Source organism: Leeia oryzae DSM 17879, from assembly GCF_000376945.1.
Classification (GTDB): Bacteria; Pseudomonadota; Gammaproteobacteria; order Burkholderiales; family Leeiaceae; genus Leeia; species Leeia oryzae.
Map to the genome: position 1 here is coordinate 186,628 of NZ_AQXU01000024.1, position 17,739 is coordinate 204,366.

Here is a 17,739-nt window from a genome sequence, read left to right on the forward strand (position 1 = left end):
CAGCTGTTGGCCGTTGACCTGCGGTGGGATCAGACCGCGTTTGCGGCGGCACTTTCTTTCAGGTGCAGGGCCTGATCGTGCGCAGCCAGGCGCAGTTTGCCCATCAGGGTTTGCAAGGTTTGGCGTTCTGCTTCGCTGAGCACCGCAAACAGACTGGCAATGCGGGCATAGTGAGGCGGCAGCAAGGTGTCCATCAGCTGTTTGCCGGCGTCGGTCAGGTTGATCATGGCGCTGCGGCGGTCGGTCGGGATGTCGATCCGTTCGACCAGGCCATCACGGGCCAGACGGTCTACAATCCCGGTCATGGTCGGTGGTGATACGGCCACCCCTTGTGCCAGGCGGGAGGGGGTCAGGCCATCCGGATGGCGTTTGAGCAGCAGCAGAACAAAGAATTTGGTCTGCGATACACCGTACTCGGCCAGGAATTCGTCAAAAGCGGTCAGTTCATCACTGGCGGTTCGCAGCATAGTCAGCCAGCTTTCCAGCGCACTGATGTCCAGGTCCGGGTAGCTGCTGGCAAAACGCAGCATGGTGTCGTGACTGGGTAGTTCTCTGAGGTCAAACATGGTGATAGTGTCTTCTTGTTAATATCGAGCGAAATGTGGCTGAGAAGGCCGGGAATGTCAATCTTCGCTTTGCAATGTGATGTTGCAAAAAACGAAATCTGGGTTCAGCCACGATGTAATCGGTTGTTGAGCTGGTCGATTACATGCGACCAGTCTGCATCATCCAGTATTTCTTCTTTTAAAAACTGGGCTTGTGCCGGCAGCCAGAAAGCGGCTTCACTGAGCGGTGTGTCTGCCGGAATGGGGGAGTGGGTGCTGATAAACGTTTCAATTGAAGCGGTATCGGATGCAAGCCCCAGTTGCTGAAACAGGTTTTCCAGCGTGTGTAATCCTGATTCCATGGTTAACCTCCTGTCGCTGATGTGTGCGTTGCAGGTGTGGCCACAATGAGCCAGTCAGTTGTATAGCTTACCTGTAATGGCGGCTAAACAAAACACTTATTATGCCAGCTAAGCAATTCAGTAGGGGGCTTGGTCAAACCTTGGCCCGGGGTATCAGGCCAAGGTGCTCAGGCGAGTTGTTGCAGGCAGGTCGTCAGCAGGTCCTGAATGACGGGCTGTACCTGACTGGCTTTCTCGTCCAGATACGGGTAGGGGCGTGATTCTTGCATGTAGGTGGCTTGCGAGAGTTCCAGCTGGATGCTGTGGATGTCTTCATCTGGCTTGCCATAAGCGCGGGTAATCTGCCCGCCCTTGAAGCGGCCATTGAGCACCCCGGTATAAGCCGGGTAGCGAGACACCACGTCCAGCAGGGCTTCTCCAAGCCCGGGCTTGCAGGTATTGCCGTTGAGGGTGCCAAAGTTGAAGTCCGGAAGCTGGCCCTCAAAAAAACGCGGTACGTGCGACAGGATGGAGTGGGCCTCCCAGATACAGACACGGCCATGCAAGGCCTTGAGGCGTGCTACTTCTTGCTGCAAGGCCTGATGGTAGGGCTGCCAGTACAACCCCACCCGACGCTGGATTTCGGCCTCTGTCGGCTGGTTGCCTGTGGCGTAGAGCGGTGCCTTATGGAAGGTATCGACCGGACACAGGCTGGTGGTATCTTGCCCAGGATACAGGTTGGCATTGTCGGATGGCCGGTTGAGGTCGACCACGTAGCGCGAGTAGGTGGGGATCAGCACCGATGCCCCCATGCCGATGGCAAAGTCGTACAGGCGAGGCAGGTGCCAGTCGGTATCGTCCAGATGCTGCGCTACCGGTTCCATCTGCGCCAGAATGTCGGCGGGGATTTCTGTACCGACGTGCGGCATGGAGATCAATAACGGGATGCTGCCTTGGTGCAAGGAAAAAACCGGTGTATTCATGATCATTCCTTTTTATGCGTCCAGCAGGGTTTTCAGTGCGGCTTTATAGCCGGTGCTGGTTTGCGATTCAGTGGCATGTACTTGCTGTTTTACCACAAACTTGCCGCCAGACATCACATCCCGGATTGGCGTGGTGTTGTGCTGGCAGAAGACCAGCCCTGCCAGCAGCTGGTGCTGTGGTTTGTGGACCAGGTTGGCGTGTTCGGCATCCAGTACCAGCAAGTCAGCCCGTTGACCTGTTTGCAAGCCGTTGACCGGCCGGCCGGTGGCTTGTGCACCGCCCGCAAGGGCGGATTGATACAGGTATTCGGCCAGATTCGGATGGTCTGCTGTCGCCAGTGCATTGCGGCGACGGTCGCGCAGGCGCTGGCTGTATTCGAACAGGCGCAGTTCTTCGACCATGCTGACGCTGATGTGGCTGTCCGAGCCAATACCCCAACGACCGCCCATTTGCAGGTAGTTAACGCCATCAAAAATGCCGTCGCCCAGATTGGCTTCGGTGGTGGCACAGATACCGGCAATGGCTTGGCTGGCAGCCATGGCGGCAGTTTCTTCCGGTTGCAGGTGGGTGGCATGTACCAGACACCAGCGTTCATCGACTGGCAGGTGGTCCAGCAGCCATGCCACCGGGCGCTGGCCGGTCAGGGTCACGCAATCATCCACTTCTTTGGTTTGTTCTGCGATGTGGATGTGAATAGGTGCGCCGGGTAATTGCTGGTGCAGGTGCTGTTGCATGTATTGCAGGGCGGCAGGGCCGACCGCACGCAGCGAGTGAGGAGCAACCCCATAGGTCAGGCCGGTATGGGCCGGGTGCTGCTGTTCCAGGCTGGCCAGGAGGTTCAGCATCCAGTCCGGGTTGTTGATGAAGCGGGCTTGCTCTGGCAAGGGGGCTTTTTCACCGAAACCGCTGTGCTGGTACAGCACCGGTAGCAGGGTCAGCCCCATGCCGGTTTCTGACGCAGCCTTGACCAGCCGGGCAGACAGCTCGGCCGGGTTGGCATAGGGCTTGCCGCCTACGTCATGGTGTACGTAGTGGAATTCGCACACCGAGGTGTAGCCGGCTTTCAGCATTTCGGTGTACAGCTGGCGCGCGACGGCTTCCAGGGTATCCGGGTCGATCTTCTGGGCGAACTGATACATCAGTTTGCGCCAGCTCCAGAAACTGTCCTGCGGGTCGCCAAGGTATTCGGTCAGGCCGGCCATGGCACGCTGGAAGGCGTGCGAGTGCAGGTTAGGCATGCCGGGGATGACCGGGCCGGCAGCCACCTCTGCCCCTGCCGGGCCGGTGGTATCGGTCGTGACGCTGGTCAGCAGGCCATGTGTGTCCCACTGGAAAAGGACATTCTGGGCCCAGCCGGATGGCAGCAGGGCATCTTGGGCAAATAGCGCATTTGTCATGATGTTATCGCTTATGTAAGGTTTTTCCGGCTTTCACGACCTGTTTGCACAAGGGTCTGCCAGACCAATAGGCAAGCTCGGCCAGGGTCTGGATGTCCCAGACGGCAAAGTCTGCCTCGCGGCCCACTGCCAGACTGCCGTGACGGGCAGACTGGCCCAGTGCTCGTGCCGCGTGGGTGGTAACCCCGGCCAGCACTTCGGGTACCGTCATGCGGAACAGGGTGCAGGCCATGTTGAGCATCAGTTGCAGCGAGGTGGTCGGGGAGGTGCCGGGGTTGCTGTCGGTCGACAGGGCCATCGGAACCTGATGCTTGCGCAGCAGGTCAAGCGGCGGCAGTTTGGTTTCGCGGATGAAGTAAAAGGCACCCGGCAGCAGTACGGCGACGGTGCCGGCTTCTTTCATCTGAATCACGGCGTCTTCGTCCAGAAACTCCAGATGATCGGCAGACAAGCCTTTGTAACGGGCGGTGAGCGCAGCCCCCCCCATGTTGGAGAGTTGCTCAGCGTGCATTTTGACCGGCAGGCCCAGTGCTTGCGCCGCTTTGAACAATTGCTCGCTTTGCGCCAGATTAAATCCGATTTTCTCGCAGAAAATGTCTACGGCGTCGATCAGGCCCTCGCTATGTAGCGTAGGTAGCATGTCGTTGCAGACGTGGTCGATATAGGCATCTGCCCGGCCGGCGTATTCCGGTGGCAAGGCATGTGCGCCCAGGAAAGTGGTATAGACGGTGACCCCGAAGTGTTCCCCCAGGCGTCTGGCCACACGCAACATGTTGCGTTCTGAAGGCAAATCCAGCCCGTAACCGGACTTGATCTCCACGGTGGTCACGCCGTCCTGAATCATGGCTTCTAGTCGCGGTGCAGACTGGGCAAACAGTTCGTCTTCGGTCAGTGAGCGGGTCGCGTTGACGGTGGAGACAATGCCGCCACCCCGCTTGGCAATTTCTTCGTAGCTGACACCCGCCAGCCGCATGGCAAATTCGTCTGCGCGGTTACCGCCATACACCAGATGGGTATGGCAATCAATCAGCCCCGGGGTAACCCAGGCGCCTTGCAGATCAATATGGGGCAGGGCGTGATATGCCGCCGGGCATTCTGCCTTAGGGCCTAGCCAGACCACTTTGCCAGCTTCTACAACCATGGCCGCATCCCGGATGAACTGTTCCGGATGGGCATTGGGGCTTAATGTCATGTGGTGCCAGACAGCATTCATGGCGATTCTTCCGTATCTTGAATGAGCGCCTAACTGGCGCGGATATGGGCGTGGATCAGAAATCCGCTGTCGTTTTTGGTGAGCGTGCCGCGTTGCGGCTGACTGGTCTCGATCAGCAGGCTGTCTCCGGCTGCCAGCAGCCATGCGCCATGACCGGGGACGTGGATGTCCATGCTGTCATGGATGGCGTGTAACAGGTGGGTGCCAGGCAACAGATCCAGCAGTTGGGATGATTCACAGATGGTGACATCACCTTTGACCAGCGAACGGCGCCACATCAGGTTAAAGTCGTGCGTGGTGCCATGGTGCAAGGTCGACGTAATGCTGGCCTCTCCGGGAAATCTCAGTGCGTCGCCCGGCGATTGCAGCAGGGTAGGGCTACCCTCGGCGTCTGCCAGTTCCATCCCTTGGCCTTCGACCAGTACCAAGACCCTGTCGATTCCCTCAAAACGGGAAAATGGCCCGGACTGGGCCACTTCGGCAAGGCTGATGCGCCAGACAAAATCCTCCAGTCCGGCGCCTGTCGGCCACACAGCGACCTCCCGGGTCACCCCGCCGCCATTTTTCCATGGCATGGGGGTCAGGTCGGTCGCTTTGATCTGTGTGACCTGCATGATTACTTGCCCAGCATTGGCAGGTTCAGGCCGGCTTCACGGGCAGTTTTCTGTGCCAGTTCGTAGCCTGCATCGGCATGACGCATCACGCCAGTGGCCGGGTCATTGAACAGCACGCGGCCCAAACGCTGGTGCGCTGCGTCGGTACCGTCGGCGACGATCACCACACCGGAGTGCTGGCTAAAGCCCATGCCTACGCCACCACCGTGGTGCAGGGATACCCAGCTGGCGCCGCCTGCGGTGTTCAGCATGGCGTTCAGCAATGGCCAGTCGGATACGGCATCAGAACCGTCTTTCATGGATTCTGTTTCGCGGTTAGGGCTGGAAACAGAACCGGTATCCAGATGGTCACGACCAATCACGATCGGGGCCTTCAGTTCACCGTTCTTGACCATCTCGTTAAAGGCCTGGCCCAGACGATAGCGGTCTTTTACACCTACCCAGCAAATACGGGCTGGCAGACCCTGGAAGGCAATGCGTTCACGTGCCATGTCCAGCCAGTTGTGCAGGTGAGGATCGTCCGGGATCAGTTCTTTGACTTTCTGGTCGGTCTTGTAGATGTCTTCCGGATCACCACTCAATGCCACCCAGCGGAACGGGCCTTTGCCTTCGCAGAACAATGGACGGATGTACGCTGGTACAAAGCCCGGGAAGTTGAACGCGTTTTCCACGCCCATTTCCAGTGCCATCTGGCGGATGTTGTTACCGTAATCGAGTGTTGCAGCACCTGCATCTTGCAGGGCCAACATGGCTTTTACCTGTACAGCCATGGATTGCTTGGCTGGCAGTACGATGGATTGCGGGTCGTTCTGGCGAGCGGCTTTCCACTGTTCCATGGTCCAGCCTTGTGGCAGGTAACCGTTGATCGGGTCGTGGGCAGAAGTCTGGTCAGTCACACAATCCGGGGTAATGCCACGGTTAACCAGTTCGGTAAAGACGTCAGCTGCGTTACCCAGCAGACCAACAGAAACTGGTTTGCCGGTTTGCTTGGCTTCTTCCACAATCGCCAGTGCTTCGTCCAGTGTGGTGGCCTTGCGGTCAACGTAACGGGTCTTGATGCGGAAATCGATACGGGTCTCGTCGCATTCCACGGCAATCATGGAGAAACCTGCCATAGTCGCGGCCAGTGGCTGTGCGCCACCCATGCCACCCAGACCACCGGTCAGAATCCAGCGGCCGGCTGGTTTGCCATCAAAGTGCTGGTTCGCCACAGAGTAGAAGGTTTCGTAGGTGCCTTGCACAATGCCCTGGCTACCAATGTAGATCCAGCTGCCGGCAGTCATCTGGCCGTACATCATCAGACCTTTTTTATCCAGCTCGTGGAAGTGGTCCCATGTTGCCCAGTGAGGTACCAGGTTAGAGTTGGCCAGCAATACGCGTGGTGCGTTTTCGTGGGTCTTGAACACGCCAACCGGTTTGCCTGACTGGATCAGCAGGGTTTCGTCGTCGTTCAGTTCTTTCAGCGAAGCCAGAATCTGGTCATAGCATTCCCAGTTGCGGGCTGCACGGCCAATACCGCCGTATACCACCAGAGATTGCGGGTGTTCGGCCACTTCTGCGTCCAGGTTGTTCTGGATCATGCGGTAAGCGGCTTCGGTCAGCCAGCTCTTGCAGGTTTTTTCTGAACCGCGGGGGGCGCGGATAACACGGGTAGGGTCAAAACGTGGGTCAGACATGTTGGTCTCCATTCATGAATGCGTGTGGTGCAAACATCAAAATATTCGGTCGGTTGACGGTCAACGTCGGTCAAAAATGGCCGGTAAACTGGTAACGGCTACCCGGGTGCCACAAGTTGGCCACCGAGGCGACCAGTCCTTGCGAGAACGTCCGGCGGTGCAGCAGCAGGCAAGGCTCGCTGCTTTCCATTTTTAATGCGGCACGGGTAGAGGCATCCGGGCTTCTGGCTTCGATGCGGTATTCCACTTTTTGTAAAGGGGCTACACGAACCAGGTATTCGTTGGGGGTACTGGTCGTAAAGTCCTGTGCAGCATAGTCTGGTGCCAGCTCCGGGTTTACCCAGCGCTCTTCCAGCTGGATCGGCGTACCGTTTTCCAGGTGCAATAACACGGAGTGAAACGCCGGTAGCTTGGGTTTCATGTGCATCTCATGGGCAAGGACTTCATCCAGTACCACGGCATCCAGTTTCAGTACGATGGCCTGATGCTGATGTCCCCGCGCCATGATTTCTTCGGCAATGCTTTTGATCTCCACCAGCGTCGACTGATACTTGGGCTGCGCCACAAACGTACCTGCGCCTTGTACCCGGTTCAGAACCTGGTCGGCCGTCAGCTCGCGGATCGCACGGTTTACGGTCATGCGCGCCACGTTAAACTGCCTTGCCAGTTCATTCTCGGAAGGTACCAGATCACCTTCTTTCCATTCGCCGCTTTCAACGCGGGTCAGAATGAAGTCTTTGATGGCCTGATAAGCTGGTGTACTCATTTGCATTTACCCTTGTGACCCGAAACTGAACGGGCTGTGTTTGACAAACTCAGCACCTTGCACCAGTTGCGTCATCACTTCAATATCTGGCGCAAAATAGCGGTCGATATCGTAGTGTGGTACGCGGCTGCGGATCAGTTCCATGACCTTTTGCAGGCGCGGGCTGGTCAGGTGTGGTGCGTGCATGTCGACACCTTGCGCAGCAGCCAACAGTTCGATCGCCAGGATGGCGGCGGTGTTGTACGCCATGTCACCCAGTTTGCGTGCAGCAAACGTGGCCATGGACACGTGGTCTTCCTGGTTGGCAGAGGTTGGCAGAGAGTCAACAGACGCTGGGTGCGCCAGGGTCTTGTTTTCAGACGCCAGGGCTGCAGCGGTCACGTGGGCAATCATGAAGCCAGAGTTCACGCCGCCGTCTTTCACCAGGAAAGGAGGCAGGCCGGACAAGGTGGCATCAATCAGCAAGGCAATGCGGCGCTCGGACAAGGCACCGATTTCGGCTGCGGCCAGCGCCAGGTTGTCAGCAGCAAAAGCCACTGGTTCAGCATGGAAGTTACCGCCAGACAACACTTCCAGTGTGTCAGGGAACACCAGCGGGTTATCAGATACCGCATTGGCTTCGGTCAACAGGATGCCGGCAGCGTGGCGGATCTGGTCCAGACATGCGCCCATCACCTGTGGCTGGCAACGCAGAGAGTACGGATCTTGTACCTTGCTGCATTCGCGGTGAGACTGGTTGATGTCAGAGCCTTCCAGCATGGTGCGGTAAGCGGCAGCAGCGTCGATCTGACCTTGCTGGCCACGCAGTGCGTGGATGCGATGATCAAACGGCTTGACCGAGCCGGCAGCGGCGTCCACAGACAGAGAACCGGAAACCAGTGCGGTGTTGTACAGGTCTTCGATGTCAAACAGGTGTTTGATGGCCAGCGCGGTAGAGGCTTGGGTGCCGTTCAGCAGCGCCAGACCTTCTTTGGCGGCCAGTGTCATTGGCTCCAGTCCAACCGTGGCCAGACCTTCTACGGCAGGTGCGCGACGGCCCTTGATGAATACTTCACCTACGCCCAGCAGTACAGCCGCCATGTGGGCCAGTGGTGCCAGGTCGCCAGATGCGCCAACAGAGCCTTTCACAGGGATCAGTGGCAGCACATCGGCGTTGAACAGTTTGATCATGTTTTCGATCACGACCAGACGGATGCCAGAATGGCCACGGCCCATGCTGGACATTTTCATGATCATCAGCAAACGGACAACAGGCGCAGACATTGGCTCACCCACACCCACGGCGTGAGACAGCACCAGGTTTTTCTGCAACAGTTCCAGCTGGTCGTTAGGAATATGGGTGCTGGCAAGACGGCCAAAACCGGTGTTGATACCGTAAGCAGGAGCGCCACGCTCGACGATGGCCTGAACCGCTTTTGCGCCTTCGTTAATGATGGAAACAGATGCTGGGTCTAATGTTAACTGAACAGACTCACGCGCAACTTTGCGCAGATCGGCGAGGGTCAGTTTGCCTGGGGTAAGGGTCAAGGTTGTCATTTCGTCTTCTCCTGTCTATACAACTTGAGTGCAGTATAGAACAAACATCTTGTCTATACAAGTTAAATTTCAAGATTTTTTACACGTAAAAATACGGATACGAAAGTGGCGCTACAACCCGCACCAGGACTTGGTCCAGCAGTACTGGCTTTGCGCGTGACAGGGTGTTGCCACGGCAGGCTCATGCATCCATCAGCCTGCCAGCCGTGTGTCACGCCGGATGAGCATGCCAAAGCGCATATGGGGATGCCAGGTAATGACTGTCTGACGTTCACGGTACGGTAAACGGACCGGATAATGCATATAATGCAACTGCTGCCGGGGTGGTTGCACCACCTGTCTGGCTAGACGGCAATCGTTTCTTTTTGACTGCACCTTCAAGATACAGAAAGCAAAAGCTTGGTCGACCATTCGTTTTTTACCCGTGTCATCGCATGGCAACAGGTCTCCGGCCGCAAAGGTCTGCCTTGGCAAGCCACGCATGATCCATACCGGATCTGGCTGTCAGAAATCATGCTGCAGCAGACTCAGGTCAGCACCGTAATTGATTATTACCAGCGTTTTCTGGCCAGTTTTCCGGACGTCAAAAGTCTGGCCGACGCTTCGACAGAAGCGGTGCTGGCGCACTGGAGCGGTCTGGGCTACTACGCCCGGGCACGTAATCTGCACAAAGCGGCACGCATGGTCATGGAAGAATTCGCTGGCCAGTTTCCTGGTGCACCAGAGGCACTGGTCCGCTTGCCCGGAATAGGGCGCTCAACGGCAAATGCCATTGCCGCCTTTGCGTTTGGCGTACCAGCCCCGATTCTGGACGGTAACGTCAAGCGGGTGCTGATGCGTCATCTGGGGATTGAAGCACCGCCCACCGGTGCCGCGCTCGAGCAGCGCCTCTGGGCGGTGGTACATGATCGCGTGCCGGCCGATGCAACGCATGCACAGATGATTGCCTACACCCAAGGGATGATGGACCTTGGCAATATGGTTTGCGCCCGCAGCAAACCTGCGTGCCAGCTGTGTCCGGTCGCGTCCGATTGCGAGGCATTGCACCGCGGGTTGCAAAACGTCATTCCGCTGCCCAAACCCAAAAAGACCGTGCCGGAACGCGAGACGGTGATGGCTGTCTGGCAGCATGATGGACAACTTGCCTTGCAAAAGCGGCCAGACACCGGTATCTGGGGCGGCTTATGGAGCTTTCCCGAATACCCGGCAGTCGATGATGTGCCTGGCGGCAAGGGGCAGCTGCTGCCGGCTTTTATGCACGTTTTTACCCATTTCAAGCTGCATATCACACCCTTGCTGATGCAGGGGCCAAATATCCCGCAGGACCTGTCACTGCAATGGTTTCCGCTGGCAGACGCCCTGGCGCTTGGTTTGCCGCAACCGATACGGCGAATAATTGAAACCATCGCCGCATCGCAGCAAGAATATCGTTTACAATCACGTACCTAGATATATTTCAGTTTTCGGAGAAAACCAAATGCCAGTCAATATCCCCTCCCTTCAAGCTTCTGATCTGTTACCTGTTGCCGGTGTAGAACTCGGCTGGGCAGAAGCGGGTATCAAAAAGCCAAACCGCAAAGATGTACTGGTGGTGCGATTGGCTGAGGGAAGTGCGGTCGCTGGCGTCTTTACCGAAAACCGCTTCTGCGCTGCGCCTGTGACGGTGAGTCGTCAGCATTTGGCCAGTAGCGCCATTCGTGCGCTGGTGGTGAATACCGGCTGTGCCAATGCCGGTACTGGCGAAGAAGGTCTGAAAAATGCACAGGCAACGTGTCAAGCCGTGGCTGACCAGCTGGGTCTGCCAGCCAGCAGCGTACTGCCATTCTCTACCGGCGTGATTCTGGAACAGCTGCCGATGGATCGCCTGCTGGCCGGCGTGCCAAAGGCTGTTGCGAACCTTAAGGAAAACAACTGGTTCGATGCTGCGTTTGCCATCATGACAACCGACATTGCACCCAAAGCCATGTCCAAACAAGTCAGCATCGCGGGCAAAACCGTCACCATTACCGGTATTGCCAAAGGCGCAGGCATGATTCAGCCTAACATGGCCACCATGCTGGGCTATCTGGCGACCGACGCTGCCATTGACGCCACCACCTTGCAAAGCTTTGCCAAACGTCTGGCCGATGAATCCTTCAACTGCATTACCGTCGATGGCGATACCTCGACCAACGACTCCTTCATCGTCATTGCGACCGGCAAAGCCGGCAATGCCCCGCTGCAAGCGGGCGCGGATCTCGATACCCTGTATGCAGCCATGAAAGAAGTCGCCCAGTATCTGGCCAAAGCCATTGTGCGCGACGGCGAAGGCGCCACCAAGTTCATGACTATCCAGGTCGAAGGCGGCAAAACCCAGGCAGAATGCAAAGCCGTCGGTTACGCCATTGGCAACTCGCCACTGGTCAAAACTGCCTTCTTTGCGTCAGATCCTAATCTGGGCCGCATTCTGGCCGCCATTGGCTATGCGCCACGCCAGTGTGACAGTCTGAAAGACCTGAATACCGATACCATCAAAGTCTATCTGGGTGATGTGCTGGTGGCCGAAAATGGTGGTCGTGCCGCTTCATACCAAGAGTCCGCCGGGCAGAACGTCATGAACGAAGCCGAAATCACCATTCGTGTAGTCTTGGGCCGCGGGGCAGAGAACGCCACCGTCTGGGCTTGCGACTTCAGCTACGATTACGTCAAGATCAATGCGGATTACAGGAGCTAAGCGGTGAATGATCTGCTGATGCAAGACATCCTCAGCCAGCTGACGCGGATTGCCGATGCACTGGCGCCAGCACCTGTCACTTCGGTTGACTGGAACGCCACTGCATTTCGCTGGCGCAAGCGCGGGCAGCAGGGTTTTTTGCAGGCCATTGCCCATCCGCACAAGGTAACGCTGTCCTCCTTGCAAAACATCGAGCCACAAAAAGCCCAAGTGTTGGCCAATACCCGCCAGTTTGTCGCGGGTAAGCCGGCCAACAACGTCCTGCTCACTGGCGGGCGGGGTACCGGCAAAAGCTCGCTGATCAAAGCCATGCTCAATGAGTTTTCCGCCCAAGGGCTGCGTCTGGTGGAAATCGACAAGGCCGATTTGATTGATCTGGCTGATCTGGTCGAACAACTCTACGACCGGCCGGAACGGTTCATCGTGTTTTGCGATGACCTCTCGTTTGACGAGGGCGATGCCAGCTACAAGGCGCTGAAAACGGCTCTGGATGGCACCGTCTCTGCACCGGGTGAAAATGTCCTGATCTATGCCACCAGTAACCGGCGCCATTTGCTTCCGGAGTATTTCGAAGAAAACGCCGCCAGTCGCAAGGTGGGGGAAGAAATTCACCCGGCCGAAGTGGTCGATGACAAGATAGCCTTGTCCGAACGTTTCGGCCTGTGGCTATCCTTTTACCCGTTCAGCCAGCCAGAGTATCTGGCCGCGGTTAGCCAATGGCTGTCCAGCCACGGACTGGTGCTGGATGCCCACAATGAGCGTCTGGCGCTGCAATGGGCGCAGGCTAGGGGCGGACGCAGCGGGCGTATCGCCTGGCAGTTTGCCAGGGATCTGGCCGGTAAACAGGCAAAAGGATAAGAATCGTCATGACCAAGCGTTTTGTGCATGTGGCAGCCGGGGTTTTGCTCCAGCCGGATGGCCGCTTTCTGCTGGCCAGTCGCCCGGAAGGCAAACCCATGGCCGGCTATTGGGAGTTCCCCGGTGGCAAGATCGAGGCAGGAGAAACCCCGTTTCATGCCTTGGTACGTGAGCTGCACGAAGAGCTGGGCATCGTGGTGAAATCCGCTTATCCATGGCTGGTACAGTCGTTCGACTATACCCACGCCAGGGTTAAACTGCACTTCTTCCAGATTTGCGACTGGGAGGGTGAACTTCATTCCAAAGAACAACAATTGTTTGCCTGGCAGACTATCGGCGCGGTCGATGTAGCACCTGTTCTGCCAGCCAATACCGGCATCTTGCGCTGGTTGGCCTTGGCCCCCCGCTTGACGCTCTCCCAAGAAGATGCGGATGCGGGCGAATCCAGTCTGCCAGTTTTTCCGCAGCAAGACAGACCCTGGAAAGGCCTGCAGGTCCACGATCTGAACGACTTCAAGGCCGCTGTGCAATCTGGTCTTGACTATCTGGTCTGGATGCCTGCTACCTTGCCGGAAGAAGATGGGCAAAGTGCGCTGCTGGAACATGCCATTTTGCCGGTTTATGTCCCTGAGCAGAGTGTGGGCGGGGATGTGAACAGGGCCAGACAGCTGGGGGCGCATGGTATCTGGAGTTTCGGTGACAAGTAAGACGCAGCAAAAAGCGCATTGGCTGAACCGGCTGGCGTGGGGTGCGATTATCCTGCTGGTGCTGGCTGCTGGCATCTACTATCAGTATACCCAGCAACAATTAAATCATCTGATGGTCACCCGCTGTGATCCGGTTCTCGGCTGTACTTTCAGTGATGCGTCCGGCAATGCCATTGCAACGCTCAAGTTTGCCCAGAAACCCAGTCCGGTTCAGGCATTTGGGGTCAATGTCACGGCAAAGGCCGGGGAGCAGGTGACTTTACGCTTTGACATGAAGGGTATGGCCATGGGACCGGCAGCTTATAAGCTGCAATCTGCATCCGGTGGCGTGTTCACAGGCAAGGTCATTTTGCCCGTCTGCATTCAGGGTCGGGCAGACTGGCGAGCTACGCTCACGCTGGATCAACAATCCTGGGTGTTTTTCTTCACCACTCATTCCTGACCCTGTACATAGCCAGGCCTTGCCAAACGGTGCGCTTATTGCAGGGAAGGCGGGTTATCAAACTCGTCCTGTTCAATGACAGGCACGCGATAAGACTCGTTGGCCCATTGGCCCAGATCAATCATCTTGCAGCGTTCAGAGCAAAAAGGCCGGAAACGGTTGTCTGGTGACCAGATCGTTTCTTTCTTGCAGGTGGGACAACTGACTTTTTTCGGGGAACTGGAAGTGTTCAAGGTGAGGCTACCTGATAAAACACGAATGACAGATGACGAATTACAGATTGCAATAGGTCAGCGTAAACGGGACATCACAATCCATGGTCTTTGGACGGCCTTCACCACCCTGGGTGGTAAAGCGGACATTGATGGCATACTTGTTGGCTGACAACTCAGGGACTCCTGCCAGCTCTGGCGATACGTCGACCCGCAGCAGCTGAACCAGCTTGCCACCTGACATCTGCTGAAACATGCCATTACGTGCGACAAACTGGTGTGATTTGCCTGAATCTCTCAGTAGTTTTAATACAATGGCAGTTGCATCGCGGATCGGCAATAGTGGCCGGCTCCAGATGCCCAAGTCCTGCTGGCGGGTTGCTACCTCGTGCCGAAGCCAGAAATGGTAAGAAGGGATATCAAACTCGCACACGCCACCAGGGATACTCATGCGCTGCTTGATACCCATGAGCCATTCGTTTTCACGGATGTGCTGGCCGAATTTGCCGGTTACATCCAGCAAACGTCCGCTGGTCTGCTCAATTTCCAGCAAGACCGAGTCAAGTGCCGCTTCAGAAATCTGCGGGTTATTGCGCAAAGATTCCAGCGAACTGCGCTGACGTTCCAGCTCCTGCAGCAGATCCGATTTCAGATCGGCACGTGCGCCGGTTTCGATAATCTCAAATAGTGTCTGCAGCGCAAAGTGGTGTTCAAACGCGCCGGTTTTATTCACGAAGTGATCAAAACGCTCATACAAGTCCTCTAGCCGGAGCAGGCTACGGATTCGTTCGTTTAGCGGAAATTCATATTTGATCACGGATGGCTGGGTCTTTATTGATTTTGCGTTATTCTGCACCAAGGCAAGGATTTATACAAACTGATCCTGCAAAAAACACGTTCTAATTGCCATGGAATTGCAAAAAAGAAATTTAATTACTTAATGCCGGGTTTTTGCACGTGCCAAGTCGAGTAATTCACGGTGCAACTGGTCTATCAGGGCATGCAGTTCGGGCACGCTACCCTGGTTCAGCAATACCTTGTCTGCCTTGGCTATTCGCGTGGCGCGCGGCGTCTGGGCGGCCATAATGCGCTGTACTTCATCAGCCGTTAAACCGGAGCGCTGCATGACACGGTCGATCTGCAATTCTTCCGGACAATCCACTGCAATTGCCAAGTCAAGTAAGTCGGCATAATGCTGGTTTTCAAACAGCAACGGAATGACCACGACAACATAATCAAATACGCCACGACCTGACTGTATTCTGTCGAATACAGTCATTTGGATCATGGGGTGAAGAATTCGTTCCAGCTGATGACGTTCTGCCGGGTTCGAAAAAACCAGCTGTCGCATTTTGGCTCTGTCCATTCGTCCATCATCGGTGATGTAGGCCGGGCCAAACGTCTTGAGGATTTCCGGAATCGCCAGACCATTCGGCCCGGTCAGTTCATGGGCAATCGCATCCGTATCGATGACTTGTACGCCTAGCTGCTCAAAATAAGATGATGCGGCACTTTTTCCGGATCCAATACCGCCGGTTAAACCGACCAGCAGTTTGTGGGTATTGGCCGCAATGTGCTTGGAGGTCATGGCTTAGAGAATGAAATTGCCGGCAAACAGGGAAATCGCACCACCAATGGCCAGATAGGGGCCGAATGGTATGGCTTGCTGTCGGGTCTTGTTGCCCAGCACAATCATCGTAATGCCGATAACGGCACCTGCAGCAGAAGCAATCAGAATGGTCTGTGGCAAGACTTGCCAGCCCAGCCATGCGCCAATGGCGGCCAATAACTTGAAGTCACCATAACCCATGCCTTCTTTGCCGGTTACCAGTTTAAATAGCCAGTAAACGCTCCACAGCAACAGATACCCGCCCGCCGCACCCAGTAGCGCACTGCCAAGGCTGGTAAACCCGCCGTGCCAGCTAAACAGCAGGCCAGCCCACATCAGTGGCAAGGTCAGGCTGTCGGGCAAGAGCATGGTATCCAGATCGATCCAGGCCAATACCAGCAGAACGGCAAGAAAGGCAAATGCGGCCATGGCGATAGACAGGCCATAAGGGGCGAACAGGGCTGCGGATAGCGCGGCCAGACTGCCCGTGAACAGTTCTATCAGCGGATAACGCACACTGATGCGGGTTTTGCAGTGCCTGCACTTGCCACCCAGAAACAGGTAGCTGAACACCGGGATGTTTTCCAGTGCACTGATCTGATGCCCGCACTGCGGGCAAGCCGAGCGCGGATGTGCCAGATTAAAGGCCGGTGCTTTCTCAAGGTGAGCGGCAATGGCACTTCTGGCATTTGCCAACGCAGGGACAGAACCCTCGCCCTGAATAATCAGGCTTGCCTCATCCAGCCCAGCCTGCATGTCAGTCAACCAGCCTCGTTCCATCATTTTGGGGAGGCGGTAAATCACCACATTCAGAAAGCTGCCAATCAACAAGCCAAAGACAAAAAATACAACAATCAAAAACGACAAGGGAAGATTCGACATTAACCACCCACAACCGAGCCCATTTTGAAAATCGGCAGGTACATGGCAATGACCAGACCACCAATCAGCACGCCAAGCACGACCATGATCATCGGTTCCATCAGGCTGGACAGACTCTCAACGGCACGGTCGACTTCTTCCTCATAAAAGTCGGCTACCTTGCTCAGCATGGCATCCAGAGAGCCGGATTCCTCACCAATGGCAGCCATTTGCAGCACCATGTTCGGAAACACCTTGCTGTTCTGCATGGCCACGGTCAAAGACGTACCCATGCTTACTTCCGACTGGATATTCTTGGTGGCTTCAACGTAAATCTGGTTGCCGGATGCGCCACCCACGGAGTCCAGCGCTTCTACCAGCGGAACACCCGCAGCAAACATGGTAGACAAAGTACGCGTCCAGCGGGCGATGGTGGCTTTGCGAATGACTTCCCCGAATACCGGGAGCTTCAGCATGATCTTGTCCATTCGGGTCTGCAGGGTTTTGGAGCGCTTCCATGTATAAAAGAACGCATACAAACCACCACCAAGGATGCTGATAATCATCCACCAGTACTGAACAAAGAAGTCAGACATGGCAATCACGATTTGCGTTGGGGCTGGCAGGTCAGAACCAAAGTTGCTGAACAGGTCCTTGAACGCCGGAATCACGAAAATCATGATCACAGCAGTAATCACAAACGCTGCGACCAGAATCGAGGTCGGGTAAAACAAGGCCGATTTGATCTTGCCCTTGATGGACTGGATCTTTTCCTTGTAGGTCGCCAGACGGTCGAGCAGGGTATCCAGAATACCCGCCTGCTCACCCGCTTCCACCAGATTACAGAACAGGCTGTCAAAATACAGCGGATACTTTCGGAAGGCTTGCGACATGCTGCTACCGGTTTCGATATCAGATTTGATATCCATCAGCAGGCGTGTCACGGACGGGTTACCGTGCCCTCTGGCGACAATGTCAAACGATTGCAGCAACGGCACACCGGATTTCATCATGGTGGCCAGCTGACGGGTAAAGAGGGTAATGTCCTGATCGGTAATCCGCTTGCCCCGGCTGCGTTTTGCGGGTTTCACCAAGACTGGTTGCAGGTTTTGGCGGCGTAGCTGTGCAGCAACCACCTCCTTGCTCACCGCGCGCATTTCCCCTTTGACAACCTTGCCAGCCTTGTCTTTGGCTTCCCAGGCAAACATGCCTTCTTTGGATGAAGCCGTCTTGGCGGTATTCTTTGCAACAGCCATATCGATCAA

General features: G+C 56.1%; 19 protein-coding genes. 5 read left to right on the forward strand and 14 right to left on the reverse strand.

Annotated elements, in window-relative coordinates; genetic code table 11:
- Window positions 1–29: 29 nt before the first annotated feature.
- The 9 genes from F552_RS19310 to hutH form a co-directional block, all read right to left on the reverse strand.
- Window positions 30–566, reverse strand: coding sequence for a MarR family winged helix-turn-helix transcriptional regulator (locus F552_RS19310; protein ID WP_018152066.1), 537 nt, complete (start codon window positions 564–566; stop codon window positions 30–32).
- Window positions 567–670: 104 nt separating this feature from the next.
- Complete coding sequence (locus F552_RS0112390) at window positions 671–907, reverse strand: DUF2789 domain-containing protein (RefSeq protein WP_018152067.1); 237 nt, start codon at window positions 905–907, stop codon at window positions 671–673.
- A gap of 167 nt (window positions 908–1,074) precedes the next feature.
- Window positions 1,075–1,869 (reverse strand): N-formylglutamate deformylase, encoded by a 795-nt coding sequence (hutG, locus tag F552_RS0112395; RefSeq protein ID WP_018152068.1) that lies wholly within the window; start codon window positions 1,867–1,869, stop codon window positions 1,075–1,077.
- Window positions 1,870–1,881: 12 nt separating this feature from the next.
- Window positions 1,882–3,267, reverse strand: coding sequence for a formimidoylglutamate deiminase (locus tag F552_RS0112400; RefSeq protein WP_018152069.1), 1,386 nt, complete (start codon window positions 3,265–3,267; stop codon window positions 1,882–1,884).
- A gap of 4 nt (window positions 3,268–3,271) precedes the next feature.
- A complete protein-coding gene (hutI, locus tag F552_RS0112405) occupies window positions 3,272–4,480 on the reverse strand; it encodes an imidazolonepropionase (protein WP_018152070.1) in 1,209 nt (402 codons plus the stop codon).
- Between the two features lie 29 nt (window positions 4,481–4,509).
- Entirely contained in the window at window positions 4,510–5,094 is a 585-nt protein-coding gene (locus F552_RS0112410; RefSeq protein WP_018152071.1) for a HutD/Ves family protein, read from the reverse strand.
- A gap of 2 nt (window positions 5,095–5,096) precedes the next feature.
- Window positions 5,097–6,770: a urocanate hydratase gene (gene hutU, locus F552_RS0112415; protein WP_026182675.1), complete on the reverse strand. Its 1,674-nt coding sequence runs from the start codon at window positions 6,768–6,770 to the stop codon at window positions 5,097–5,099.
- Between the two features lie 70 nt (window positions 6,771–6,840).
- Window positions 6,841–7,536: a histidine utilization transcriptional repressor HutC gene (gene hutC, locus F552_RS0112420; RefSeq protein WP_026182676.1), complete on the reverse strand. Its 696-nt coding sequence runs from the start codon at window positions 7,534–7,536 to the stop codon at window positions 6,841–6,843.
- A gap of 6 nt (window positions 7,537–7,542) precedes the next feature.
- A complete protein-coding gene (gene hutH, locus F552_RS0112425; protein ID WP_018152074.1) occupies window positions 7,543–9,072 on the reverse strand; it encodes a histidine ammonia-lyase in 1,530 nt (509 codons plus the stop codon).
- Window positions 9,073–9,471: 399 nt separating this feature from the next.
- Between hutH and mutY the strand changes: the two genes are divergently transcribed.
- The 5 genes from mutY to F552_RS20100 are packed head-to-tail and all read left to right on the forward strand — an operon-like array spanning window position 9,472 to window position 13,792.
- Window positions 9,472–10,521 (forward strand): A/G-specific adenine glycosylase, encoded by a 1,050-nt coding sequence (gene mutY, locus F552_RS0112435; protein ID WP_018152076.1) that lies wholly within the window; start codon window positions 9,472–9,474, stop codon window positions 10,519–10,521.
- 28 nt (window positions 10,522–10,549) lie between these two features.
- On the forward strand, window positions 10,550–11,785 hold the full coding sequence (gene argJ, locus F552_RS0112440; protein WP_018152077.1) for a bifunctional glutamate N-acetyltransferase/amino-acid acetyltransferase ArgJ: 1,236 nt from the start codon (window positions 10,550–10,552) through the stop codon (window positions 11,783–11,785).
- 18 nt (window positions 11,786–11,803) lie between these two features.
- Window positions 11,804–12,643: an ATP-binding protein gene (locus F552_RS0112445; RefSeq protein ID WP_033375590.1), complete on the forward strand. Its 840-nt coding sequence runs from the start codon at window positions 11,804–11,806 to the stop codon at window positions 12,641–12,643.
- Between the two features lie 8 nt (window positions 12,644–12,651).
- The gene (locus tag F552_RS20375) at window positions 12,652–13,350 is read left to right on the forward strand and encodes an NUDIX domain-containing protein (protein ID WP_018152079.1); all 699 of its coding nucleotides are present in this window, start codon (window positions 12,652–12,654) and stop codon (window positions 13,348–13,350) included.
- Window positions 13,340–13,792 carry a hypothetical protein gene (locus F552_RS20100; protein ID WP_018152080.1) on the forward strand — a complete coding sequence of 151 codons (453 nt, stop codon included), beginning with the start codon at window positions 13,340–13,342 and terminating at the stop codon, window positions 13,790–13,792. The genes F552_RS20375 and F552_RS20100 overlap by 11 nt, the downstream gene beginning before the upstream one ends.
- Before the next feature lie 35 nt (window positions 13,793–13,827).
- On the opposite strand, the gene F552_RS0112460 is transcribed toward F552_RS20100, so the two are convergent.
- The 5 genes from F552_RS0112460 to F552_RS0112480 all read right to left on the reverse strand — a co-directional run bounded on the left by F552_RS0112460 (window position 13,828) and on the right by F552_RS0112480 (window position 17,730).
- A complete protein-coding gene (locus tag F552_RS0112460) occupies window positions 13,828–14,025 on the reverse strand; it encodes a DNA gyrase inhibitor YacG (RefSeq protein WP_018152081.1) in 198 nt (65 codons plus the stop codon).
- A 40-nt stretch (window positions 14,026–14,065) separates the two neighbouring features.
- Window positions 14,066–14,821: a cell division protein ZapD gene (gene zapD / locus F552_RS0112465; protein WP_018152082.1), complete on the reverse strand. Its 756-nt coding sequence runs from the start codon at window positions 14,819–14,821 to the stop codon at window positions 14,066–14,068.
- A 120-nt stretch (window positions 14,822–14,941) separates the two neighbouring features.
- On the reverse strand, window positions 14,942–15,592 hold the full coding sequence (gene coaE, locus F552_RS0112470) for a dephospho-CoA kinase (RefSeq protein WP_018152083.1): 651 nt from the start codon (window positions 15,590–15,592) through the stop codon (window positions 14,942–14,944).
- A 3-nt stretch (window positions 15,593–15,595) separates the two neighbouring features.
- Complete coding sequence (locus F552_RS0112475) at window positions 15,596–16,495, reverse strand: prepilin peptidase (RefSeq protein WP_018152084.1); 900 nt, start codon at window positions 16,493–16,495, stop codon at window positions 15,596–15,598.
- Window positions 16,495–17,730 carry a type II secretion system F family protein gene (locus tag F552_RS0112480; RefSeq protein WP_018152085.1) on the reverse strand — a complete coding sequence of 412 codons (1,236 nt, stop codon included), beginning with the start codon at window positions 17,728–17,730 and terminating at the stop codon, window positions 16,495–16,497. The genes F552_RS0112475 and F552_RS0112480 overlap by 1 nt, the downstream gene beginning before the upstream one ends.
- Window positions 17,731–17,739 lie beyond the last annotated feature (9 nt).

Excerpts from the sequence above, each read along its gene's own strand:
- F552_RS0112445 (WP_033375590.1), top strand. The coding sequence starts at position 11,804 with ATGCAAGACATCCTCAGCCAGCTGACGCGGATTGCCGATGCACTGGCG.
- F552_RS0112480 (WP_018152085.1), bottom strand. The coding sequence starts at position 17,730 with ATGGCTGTTGCAAAGAATACCGCCAAGACGGCTTCATCCAAAGAAGGC.
- F552_RS0112390 (WP_018152067.1), bottom strand. The coding sequence starts at position 907 with ATGGAATCAGGATTACACACGCTGGAAAACCTGTTTCAGCAACTGGGG.
- hutI (WP_018152070.1), bottom strand. The coding sequence starts at position 4,480 with ATGAATGCTGTCTGGCACCACATGACATTAAGCCCCAATGCCCATCCG.
- F552_RS20375 (WP_018152079.1), top strand. The coding sequence starts at position 12,652 with ATGACCAAGCGTTTTGTGCATGTGGCAGCCGGGGTTTTGCTCCAGCCG.
- hutG (WP_018152068.1), bottom strand. The coding sequence starts at position 1,869 with ATGAATACACCGGTTTTTTCCTTGCACCAAGGCAGCATCCCGTTATTG.
- F552_RS19310 (WP_018152066.1), bottom strand. The coding sequence starts at position 566 with ATGTTTGACCTCAGAGAACTACCCAGTCACGACACCATGCTGCGTTTT.
- hutH (WP_018152074.1), bottom strand. The coding sequence starts at position 9,072 with ATGACAACCTTGACCCTTACCCCAGGCAAACTGACCCTCGCCGATCTG.
- F552_RS0112475 (WP_018152084.1), bottom strand. The coding sequence starts at position 16,495 with ATGTCGAATCTTCCCTTGTCGTTTTTGATTGTTGTATTTTTTGTCTTT.
- coaE (WP_018152083.1), bottom strand. The coding sequence starts at position 15,592 with ATGACCTCCAAGCACATTGCGGCCAATACCCACAAACTGCTGGTCGGT.
- F552_RS0112400 (WP_018152069.1), bottom strand. The coding sequence starts at position 3,267 with ATGACAAATGCGCTATTTGCCCAAGATGCCCTGCTGCCATCCGGCTGG.
- hutC (WP_026182676.1), bottom strand. The coding sequence starts at position 7,536 with ATGAGTACACCAGCTTATCAGGCCATCAAAGACTTCATTCTGACCCGC.
- argJ (WP_018152077.1), top strand. The coding sequence starts at position 10,550 with ATGCCAGTCAATATCCCCTCCCTTCAAGCTTCTGATCTGTTACCTGTT.
- hutU (WP_026182675.1), bottom strand. The coding sequence starts at position 6,770 with ATGTCTGACCCACGTTTTGACCCTACCCGTGTTATCCGCGCCCCCCGC.
- F552_RS0112410 (WP_018152071.1), bottom strand. The coding sequence starts at position 5,094 with ATGCAGGTCACACAGATCAAAGCGACCGACCTGACCCCCATGCCATGG.